Raw genomic sequence first — 10,051 nt, forward strand, 5'->3', positions numbered from 1 at the left:
GCTGCCTCCACAGCCGCCCTCCCATTCTCCTCCGCCCCCTATCAGGGCATCAAGCGCGGCAAATGTAAATGCCCGCATGCAATGCCGAAGGCTTGTTGAGATGAGTTCCCGCCGGAAAGACCCGCCACTGGCAGCCCCGATGCGCGGTTCCGGCTTCGGCCGATCGCCCTATGACGGATGCGCGTTCAAGGATTTCCTCCAGGCGCGCCACAACAGCAGCAGAAACGCGACGATCCAGCCGGCGGCCCAGAAGAGCGCCAAGAGGAAGATCAGCCGATACGGCTGATCCGACGATGCGAATGCAGCGAGAAAAACGGAAAGAAGCAAGGCGGGTATCGGCACCACGATGGCGATGGCGATCGCCCCGTCTGACGCGCCCCACCAGGCCTTTCTCTCCGCCCATCTGACGGTGGCGAGGTAAAAGAGAAGCGCGCCAAGGTGGATCGGCAGTATCGTTCCCGCCCAGACCTGCACCTCGCCGGTGACATAGCCCGAGCTTGAAAACCACGAGGCCAGGAACCCGAACGGCGCGAGGATCACCGTTGCCGCCATATAGGAGGCCACGACGCCGCATATCGCCCGAAAAACGCCAATCACGCGCTGCGTCACAGAGGAGGTCTCCAGGAAAAAGGATTGAGCGCCATTGTAGCCTGACGGCGCACTAACGCGCGCGTTTGGCGCACCGCTGGAGCTGCGTGCCGACCTGCTTGCCGCTGTGATACCTCAGCGTGTAGATCCGCACATTGTTCACGTCGACGCCGATTTCCGCCTTGTCCTCGAGCCCCTGGACGGCCGCCTCCAGATTTGGGACTGCGAATGCCACGGTGCCGAGACCCATGCGCGGGTGGGTGAAATTGTGCACCGACACGCGCTGCGGGCGCTCGCCGGATTGATGCAGGACCGCCTGGATCCGCCCTTCCCTTCGGGGATTGGGAACGTCCTTGCCCGTCAGCAACAGCAAGGCCGGATCCTTGTAGCCGCCCAGCCCCGCGATGCTGAGCATGCCGTCCATATTGGCGAAGGTGGCCGTGCATTTTTGACCGGGTACGGGTGGATTTCCCTCCTGATAATACGTCCAGTAGCCGCCATGCAGCTTCTGGAACCGCGGATCGGCGGCCAGCGCCTTCATGGTGCCCATCGCCGCATTCATGCGGTTTCTCTGGATTTGTATCAGCGCCGAAAGGTTGGACATCATGTCGGCCATGGGGTCGCCCTGCGGAGCACCGGGCTGCATCTGTTGCCCCTGCATCTGGCGTTGCTGGTTCAGGTAGCCCTGCCGGTTCATTTCGTTCGAATGCCGTTGCTGCGCCCGCTGCCGCTCGGCATGGCCCTGGGCGAGCGCGCCACTTGCGACCAGCAATCCCAGGATCAAGAAAACTGCAAATCTCACGGCGTGGTTCTCTTTCTGTTGTCGGTCGATCGATCGAAGCGCGGTCCGACCCGCCATTCCATCGGCACCCGCGCAAACGGTCGCAAGACCCCGAGATCGACGATCCGGAGTCCTGCAACCTATCCCATGCCCGGTCACGAGGCTGGCATGTCCAGGCAGGCCGGTCCACTCGGACAGATGCACTAGATATGCGGTGTGCAGACGCCGATGAGCGGTTTCAAAGGCGGCGGACGGCCTCGATGGTTTGGCGGATGACGGCGCGGCGCCAGCGCAGGACGAACGCGATCCAGAAAAGCGCCAGGCCTCCCACGGTCAAGGCATACCCGCGATAGCGACGCTCCAGCGTGCGGGATGCCGACCATTCCTGCACCGCCGTGAAATGGGTCCGGCCATCGATGGCCAACCCGGCAACCCGGTAGACCCTGCGTATGGGGCGCCCGTCGGCCGGCCAGCTCGGCATCTCCAGCCGCACCGCGGCGCCGCTTGGTATCGGCATCGGGTAACCGTCATACGGGAGCAGGAAATCGGTCTCCGGATAGTCCTGCAAGCGAACGAAGCGTCGGATGGTCGGGGCATAACGGCGATGCCTGGTTCGCGTGACGGCAACAGACCCTCTTGCCTCGTGAAAACTTCTGACCGTCCCCTCCACGATCCGGACATCCTGAAGAGCGAAATCCGGCGCGAAGTCATTGGCAATGCCGTTCAGCCACAGCGCCACCAGGCCGAGCATCATCGCAGGCGCCAGGGAAATCCAGACAATCTTGGCGCCCGCCTTCAGCGTCTCAAAGGGTGTCGGCATCTTTTCGCTTCAGCGTTTCGATCTCGCGCCGCATCTTGCCGGCCGATCAGTAGTCCATCAGCAGGACGTTGGAAGGCGGTTCGCTCATCCACCATTGCGGCGTGTAGGACGGCCGGATCGGACACCGAAGCAGCGTCGCCGTCCCTTGCAGGGATATCTCGCGCGTGTTGGATGCACCGAGCCTGATCGTATCGGGGCTGCCCGCAGCGCCGCTGCGCAGGGCCGCGTCCTCGTCGGGCGAGGCGCCGCACCGGATCTGGAACGTGCTCTGGAACCCTTCCGGGGTCGGCGCGTCCCCGGTTGCGTCCGTCACCGCGCAATAAAGATCACGCAACTGGATGGCAGGGCCGGCCTTGCGCGACAGATGGATGGACACGCGCTCGTTCGCCGAAGCGGCCGGCATGTCGCAGCCGTCCTCTCCGTCGGCATAGACGCCGTCGAAGAAACCGCCCACCTGCTGCAGGTAGGATCCGGCCGCCTGCGGCTCTTCCACGACGCGATTGACCGAAAGCACCTCCCGGATCAGATTCCTGCCATCGTCCCTGGCGACCTCGACCATCGCCTCCACGAGGCAGATGTCGCCCTCGCCGCAGCCATGCGTGACGAGGTCCTGAACCTCGCTGTCGGCGGAGATGAAACAGGCCCCGTCGCCGGTGATCGACGAGCCGGCCATGCCGGAACCCGTGCTCAGAACGCCGAAGCAGCGCTCGTGTTGCAGCGCACCGCGCGCCGTGGCCAATGCGGGCAACACCCGGTACTGCGCCGCGTCCTCGATCTCGTCGTTTGCAGGACAGGGAAATTTTCCGGTCAGGAAGACCTCGCCATCCGCATACCAGGAGGAGCGTATGGAGGAACCGGACCCGCCTTCCTCCTTCGTGCCTGCCTCGACGAATGTGGAGAAACACACCGCCGCATCCGTTCCGTCTGCCGAAATGAGCAGGCCCCAGCTCGTGTCTCCGGCGCTCGCCGCATCGAAGGCGTTCATGTAGAGGCGATCGCCGACCGCCACCATCGGGAAGGATACGGCCCGCCCGCCCCCGGTCTCGGCCAGAACCGCCTGCCGGATATCCGCGTCGGCAACGGCGGCGGTGACCGCGCCTTTCACGGCGGGGTTGTCGAAGAACGGGACGCCCTCGACCGGATCCCACGGGTACCTGCCCGCATAGGAGCGCAGATCCACCGCCTCCTGCGCGTTTCCCGGACCGGCGTTCGCCGGAATGGCGGCCAACAGGATTGCTATGGCCAACGCTCGTTTCATCGACGCTTTCCCTGATCCATCTCGAAATCTGCGCGTGTCAGGCACCAGCCTGTGAAAGGGGGGCACTAGACCCTGCGCCCGCTGCGGAGCAGGAAGAAGCCGACCAGAAAAAGGACCAGCCCGCTCGCCACGTAGGGTATGGCCATGGCGAGCACCCAGAACCAGAATGCGGTCGCCGCATCGTTCTTTGCCCGCGTGTCGGCTTCGACGAAGTCCTGCAATGTGAGCCCCGAGAACATGGCGGTGGACACAACGTTCAGGATCAGGATGCCGCCCAGCACCACGCAGCCCCAGCCGAGCAGACGCCAGATGTTTGCGATGCGTGCCAGAAGCACCGTCACGACAACGGCCACCACGATCTGGACGATCACCGCCAGGGCCACCGCAAGCCCGTAGCCGCCGGATGTGTCTTCGACCCAGTTGGGATCGGCGCCGAGGGTCGGCAGGATGAACGGCCCGACGATCCCGTAGCCCAGACGTCCTGCCAGAATGCCGAAGACAACGCTCGCCAGCCAACGGACCCACACGGATTTCACTCGCACCGTCTCCATCGGCCGAACAGGTCTCTCGAAACAGCCGACGGCCAATGCTGCTGCTTCAGGTCGATTTGCCCGACCGATAGTATTGGCGCGGACCACCCGCTCCAATAGGACAGATGCACTACAAGATGCGGCAAAACCCAAGCAGTCGATCGCTACTGCACCACGAGCTCGACCCGCCGATTGCGGGCCCGGCCGGCCTCCTCGGCATTGCTGGCAACGGGCGCCAGCGATGCGACGCCGTGCGGGGAAAGGCGCGCTTCGTCTATGCCGTGGGCGGCTGCCAGGCGCTCGACCACCGCGGCGGCTCTGGCCTCGGACAACGCCATGTTGGCGGCGAGACCGCCGACATTGTCGGTGTGCCCGACCACATAGACCTTCAGCGCGGCATCGGCCTCAAGCAGCGCGGCCATCTCGCCCAGCGCAGCGTCCGATTCGGGTTTGATCTCAGCCTTGCCGGTATCGAAATAGACGCCGGAAACGGCCACGTGGCCGAGGCGGTCGAGCGACTGCTTCAGTTCGTCGGCCTGAAGCACCTTGACCTGATCCGTCGACAGCGCCGCCGCTTCCACGATCTCCTGGTAAAGCACCGTCCGCTTGTTCGAGGTGTCCTCGACCATGTGCAGGAACACATGCATCTCGCCATCGGGACCGCTGCGGCGCGCCAGCAGCGCCCGCTCTGCGGTCTCGCCGAAAAACGCATCCCCGAAGCCCTGCGGGCGCACACGGCCGCTGTTGGAGATGAGCGCCATCATGTCGACGCCGCATTCCTCGTGACTGTCGCAGGCGAACAGAGTTTCGAAGCCGGCTTGGGACAGGGCGTTCTCGTAATTGCGCATCACCTCCAGAACGGAGTGGTCGGCGAGGATGCGGTAACCGATCCGGGTCACCCGCCCCTCGAGCTTCAGCAGGTTCTCCGTCGCCTCGGCATCATCGATCCTGCCGGAGGGCAGGAGCGCTTCATCGAAATTCCGCACCTGATAGGCCCGGATCGTGGCGGTCGGAAACCGGCTCAGCAACGGATGGTCGGACGAGCCCTCCACGTCGTCGGCATGGGCGGCGCCGGCCGCCAGCATGCCGTACACCAGTACGAGCCCCGAAATCCGCTTCCAATTCATCCTGCATCCTTTGCTTTGCCTTGCTCGTGAGGCAGTCCCGGCGGATGGCGCCGTGCCATCATCGCCAGGACATGCCAAGCAACACGAATCGGACGCATGGTATTGGGGAAGAAAGAGCGATCCAGTCGGACAGATGCACTATGGCAGTTTGCAGCCAGGTGAGATCCCCTGACGTGCGCATAAATGCGGAAAACAACGGGATAGAGCGTCCTCTGTGCGGTGCACGGGGCTCTATAGCCGGCTTGCACAGCCGGCTCTTCTGTAATGCTTTCGCGCCATATGGCCCGCCCTTGTCCATGGTGCTATTCATCGACCCCCCTTCTTTCCCCGCCTCGAAAGGTGCCAATCGTTTGCGTCAGGACCGCATCATCATCGCCGATGACCATCCCGTTTTCCGGGACGGCCTGGCGCGCCTGATCCAGCGGCATGAGCCAGAGGCCGTGATCGATCAGGCCGCCACCATCGAGGAGGTCCTCGCGCTCGCGGAAGCCGGGGCGACGCCAAGCACCTTTATCCTCGACCTTCTCTTCTCGGTGGGAAATCTCGAAGCGCACCTTCCCGAATTGCGCAGGCGTTTCAGTCGCGCCTCGATCATCGTCGTCTCGATGATCGATGACATCAAAGTGGCAAGGCGTGTGATGAACACCGGGGCCGACGGCTTCATCTGCAAGAGCCTGCCGCCGCACGAGATCGTCGCCGCCGTCGCCGCGGTGCGCAACGGCGATGCCGTCCTCCAGCTGGAGGCATCCGGACTGCCCGTCAGCGAGGCCGAGCAACCGCTCGCCGGCCTCACCCAGCGTCAGATCGACGTGCTGCGCCTGCTGACGCGCGGCCTGAGCAACAAGGAAATCGGCCTGGAACTCGACATTTCCCCGTTCACCGTCAGGGTTCATGTCTCGGCCGTGCTCAAGGCGCTGGGTGTCACCACCCGCGCGGGAGCCGCCGCCAGGGCGATCGCCTGCGGCCTCGATCAGTGATGGGCGGCGACCATCTCCGTGGTGAGAACCGAGCGTAGCTCGGCCGGGCGCACCGGCTTGGCGAGTATCGGAACGGTATCGTCTCCCAGATCCCGCTGCACGCGTGTCTCGTCATGCCCCGTCACGATGATCGCCGGGATCGGACGGCCGACCAGCTTGCGAACGGCCAGGATGCAGTCGGCGCCGGTTTTCCTGCCGCCGAGGTCGTAGTCGGTGATCATCACGTCCCAGGCATTCGCGGTCTTCGGGATGCCGGTCTGCGCCTCCACCACGCAGCCCCATTTCTGAAGCAGCGTGGCGGTGGCGAGCAGCACGTCCTCGTCGTCCTCGATCAGCAGCACGCGCAGGCCCGATACGGCGGAGGGAGCGGTCGCGGTCGCCGATACGGCAGGCTTCGCGGCATTACGGCACGGCTCCAACCCGGATATCACCACCGACGTGCCCCGCCCCGGCGTGGAACGCAGCCCGACTTCCAGGCCCATCAGGCCGCCGACGCGGCGCACGATCGACAGACCGAGCCCGACGCCTTCCACATCGCGGTCGCCGCGCTCGCGCACCTGGTAGAACTCGTCGAACACCTGTCCGAGGTGATCTTCGGGAATGCCCGGGCCGCGGTCGTGGACCTCGATCGCCACCCGGCCCCCGCGCCGCCGGCAGCCGATCAGCACGGGCGCCTCCGGCGCGTATTTGAGTGCGTTGCTGACGATGTTCTGCAGCATGGTCGACAGCAGCGCGGCGTCGGTGCGCACAACGAGGCCGCACGGGACCGCGCGCAGATCGACATCGGCCCATTGCGCCATCTCCGAATACTGGCGCACCACGTCGGCGATGACGTCGCCGACGCAAACCGGCGCCAGCTTGGGCTCGACCTTGCCGCTGTCCAGCGTCGCGATGTCCAGCAGCGACCTGAACAGACCCGCCACGCTATGCAGGGAGCGATCGATGTTCTCGACCATCTGCCGCTCCTCGCGGCCGAGACCGGCATCGCGCAGGCAGGCGGTGAACAGGCTGATGGCGTGGATCGGCTGGCGCAGGTCGTGACTGGCCTGCGCCAGGAAGTTGGACTTGGCCTGGCTTGCCGCGCGCGCCTCGTCCAACGCGCCGCGCAAGGCGCGTTGCAGATTGTCGATATAGGCCGGCACGATCAGCGTGGTCAGCACGAGGGTGACGACGACGAACGGCTCAGCCCGCCATTGCGCGTTGAAGATCGTCGCGATGGCGATCGCCGCCAGTGCCATGCAGGTCGCCGCCAGCAGGTAGCGCGAGCCGAACCGCATGCCGTTGCCGACCGTCACCCACAGCAGGGTGGCATAAACCGGCAGCATCGTCATGCCGCCGGCGGCCATGGCCAGCGTCATCGCGCCATAGTCTCCGAACATCGCCAGCATGCGGCGCCAGACAAAATACCCGGGCCGCTGCACGATGTGCCAGAACAGCACGACCGAAACCGGAGCGTAGACGATCACCGCGAGAACGGCCAGCCCTTCTCCGATCGTGTTAAAGCCGTCGAACGACAGGACGACGATGATGTAGATGCCGAACAATGGCACGAGGACAAGCCGCACCAGCGCCTGCCCGTGCTCGGCGTCCCTCCGTCCGCCCGTGATCCCCAACCGCTCCGCAATCCACGGACGCGGCGCCACTCCGGCACTCGACATCGAATTCCCCCGATTGGTCCTGCGAGAACACTCGTTATGATCTCTTAGAGCATATCGGAGTCGGGGGTGGAATCACCTGACGTCGCACAAATTCCGTAAAAACAAACAGATAAAGCAGAACACCCGTTTCCGCGAACGGGTGTTCTGCTCCTGGAAAAGCCTATGAAAGCGGCGGTTCAGGAGGCCCGGTGCGCGGCCCCTCTGACTGCCGGCCTTCAGCCTATGGCCTGCCCGTCCTCGCGCCACACGGCGATGACCGAGGAACGCGGCTTGCCTTCCCCGTCGGGCCATGAGCCGCCGGGATGCTGGATGCCGACGAAGGCGACCTTGCCGTCCGGCGACCAGGTCAGGCCGGTGACCTCGGCGCCGTTCGGGGCGGTCAGGAAGCGGGCGATCTCACCGGTTTCGGGATTGCCGACGAGCATCTGGTTGTTGCCCTGCCCGGCATACTCGCCTTCGTTGCTGTCCTCGCCGTCCGTCTGGATCCACAACATGCCGTCGGAAGAGAAGGCCATGCCGTCGGGCGAGTTGAACATGTTGCCCGCATTGATGTTCTTCGAACCGGCATATTTGTTGTTGTAGACGGTCGGGTTGCCCGCCATCACATAAAGATCCCAGGTGAAGGTCTCGGCCCCGTGGTCCTCGCCGTCGGGACGCCAGCGGACGATCTGGCCGAAATTGTTGGTCTCGCGCGGGTTCGGGCCGCCGACCGGCTGTTCGTCACCGCCGGCATTGGGTTTCACGCCCCGGTTCTTGTTGTTGGTCAGGGCGCAATAGGCCTCCACGCGCAGCGGGTTCGCGGCGACCCATTCGGGGCGGTCCATGGTGGTGGCGCCGACCTTGGAACCGGCCATGCGCGAGAACACGAGGATCTCCTCGATCGGCATGCCGGTGGTCTCCGGCGTCAGCGGCAGCCACCGGCCGGTCATGTCGTCGTCGAACCGGGCGACGTAAAGCGTGCCGTCGGAGAGAATACCATCGCTGGCCTGACCTTCCGCCCAGGTGCCGTTCGAGACATATTTGTAGATGAACTCGCCGCGTTCGTCGTCGCCCATATAGACGACGATCCGCCCGTCTGCGGCCTGGACCATCTCGGCGTTCTCGTGCTTGAAGCGGCCGAGCGCCGTGTGCTTGACCGGCACGGAGGTCGGATCGAGCGGGTCGATCTCGGTGACCCAGCCATGGCGGTTCGGCTCGTTGGGCTCTTTCGACAGGTCGAAACGCGGGTCGAATTTCTCATAGGCGTAACGCCCTTCGCCGCCGACGCCGTAGCGCTTCTCGCCATCGGTCGCCTCGCGCTCCGCGGTCGAGCCGAAGTACCCGTTGAAGTTCTCTTCACAGGTGAGATAGGTGCCCCAGAGCGTCTTGCCGGAACCGCAATTGTTCATCGTGCCTTTCGGCGACATGCCCTGCGCGTCGGCATTGGTCTTGACGAGATCGGAGCCGGCGGCCGGGCCGTCCATGGTCATCTGCGTCTCATGGGTGATGCGGCGATTGTAGGGGCTGTCGAGCACCACTTCGTAGCCGTTGCCCCGATCCGCGATCTCCACCACGGTGACGCCCTGCATGTTCTTGAGAAGCTGGACTTCGTCGGCATTCCTCGGCACACCCTCGGAAGCCGCCGGCAGGTTGATTTCCGGGTTCACATATTCGGAATTGATCGCGAGGATCGTCCTGTCGCCGTCGATGAAGGTTTCCATGCCGTCGGTGTTTTCACCGAAGACCTTATCGGACATCGCCACCGGAACGCCGGTTTCGGCCGAATAGGCGCCCTCGGCCTCCTTGAAGAGCGGATCACCCCAGCGCACGAGGGTCTTCCACTGGTAGCCCTTGGGCACATGGACCTCATGGTCCGTCGCGATGTCGATCGGCTCGAACGCAAAGGCGGCAGCCTGAGCCCTGGCGGAGGACGCCGACGAAAGCAGGCCCGTGCCCATCACGGCAGCGGCAGAGCCGAAGGCGAGCGCCCCGCCGAGGAAGCCACGGCGCGAAATCGCACGCTCGACGACGGCATCGAAACCGTTCGCGTCGGGGCGGGGATCGCGCATTTCATCGAACTCGTCCCAGGACAGCCTGACGATATCCTGTTTTTTCATGGGGCACTCCCTCTGGCACAAATGCTGGAATCGGCCGGCCGGCAACGGCAAGCATACGCCTCTCCTCTACAGCGCGCTTGCGACAGATATGTAACAAGAAGGCCTCTTCGGACAGGCGATCCGGAGGGGGGCGGCAGCCCCGGCAGGCGCGTGGATGCCGGCCCGTCGGCCGGCATCCGGATCAGGTCCGCTCGCTCAACCGGAGCGGGGTCGTCA

At 64.7% G+C, this 10,051-nt stretch carries 9 protein-coding genes; 1 reads left to right on the forward strand and 8 read right to left on the reverse strand.

Features of this window, described 5'->3' with window-relative positions; all coding sequences use genetic code 11:
- Positions 1-168: 168 nt before the first annotated feature.
- From NUU27_RS10200 to NUU27_RS10225, 6 genes are all read right to left on the reverse strand, one after another.
- Entirely contained in the window at positions 169-609 is a 441-nt protein-coding gene (locus NUU27_RS10200; protein ID WP_257761991.1) for a hypothetical protein, read from the reverse strand.
- A 52-nt stretch (positions 610-661) separates the two neighbouring features.
- Positions 662-1,447: a hypothetical protein gene (locus NUU27_RS10205; RefSeq protein ID WP_257761992.1), complete on the reverse strand. Its 786-nt coding sequence runs from the start codon at positions 1,445-1,447 to the stop codon at positions 662-664.
- A 160-nt stretch (positions 1,448-1,607) separates the two neighbouring features.
- Complete coding sequence (locus NUU27_RS10210; protein WP_257761993.1) at positions 1,608-2,189, reverse strand: hypothetical protein; 582 nt, start codon at positions 2,187-2,189, stop codon at positions 1,608-1,610.
- Between the two features lie 46 nt (positions 2,190-2,235).
- Positions 2,236-3,447, reverse strand: coding sequence for a hypothetical protein (locus tag NUU27_RS10215; RefSeq protein ID WP_257761994.1), 1,212 nt, complete (start codon positions 3,445-3,447; stop codon positions 2,236-2,238).
- A 65-nt stretch (positions 3,448-3,512) separates the two neighbouring features.
- Positions 3,513-3,983: a hypothetical protein gene (locus tag NUU27_RS10220; RefSeq protein ID WP_257761995.1), complete on the reverse strand. Its 471-nt coding sequence runs from the start codon at positions 3,981-3,983 to the stop codon at positions 3,513-3,515.
- A gap of 158 nt (positions 3,984-4,141) precedes the next feature.
- Positions 4,142-5,104: an OmpA family protein gene (locus tag NUU27_RS10225; protein WP_257761996.1), complete on the reverse strand. Its 963-nt coding sequence runs from the start codon at positions 5,102-5,104 to the stop codon at positions 4,142-4,144.
- Between the two features lie 242 nt (positions 5,105-5,346).
- On the opposite strand from NUU27_RS10225, the gene NUU27_RS10230 reads away from it, so the two are divergent.
- A complete protein-coding gene (locus tag NUU27_RS10230; protein WP_308219960.1) occupies positions 5,347-6,081 on the forward strand; it encodes a response regulator transcription factor in 735 nt (244 codons plus the stop codon).
- Here the strand turns inward: NUU27_RS10230 and NUU27_RS10235 are convergent.
- Together NUU27_RS10235 and NUU27_RS10240 are read right to left on the reverse strand one after the other, a co-directional pair.
- The gene (locus NUU27_RS10235; RefSeq protein WP_257761997.1) at positions 6,075-7,739 is read right to left on the reverse strand and encodes a hybrid sensor histidine kinase/response regulator; all 1,665 of its coding nucleotides are present in this window, start codon (positions 7,737-7,739) and stop codon (positions 6,075-6,077) included. The genes NUU27_RS10230 and NUU27_RS10235 overlap by 7 nt on opposite strands.
- Before the next feature lie 215 nt (positions 7,740-7,954).
- Positions 7,955-9,835 (reverse strand): PhoX family phosphatase, encoded by a 1,881-nt coding sequence (locus tag NUU27_RS10240; RefSeq protein WP_257761998.1) that lies wholly within the window; start codon positions 9,833-9,835, stop codon positions 7,955-7,957.
- Positions 9,836-10,051 lie beyond the last annotated feature (216 nt).

Origin of the sequence: Nitratireductor sp. ZSWI3 (assembly GCF_024655565.1) — a bacterium.
Lineage (GTDB): Bacteria > Pseudomonadota > Alphaproteobacteria > Rhizobiales > Rhizobiaceae > Nitratireductor.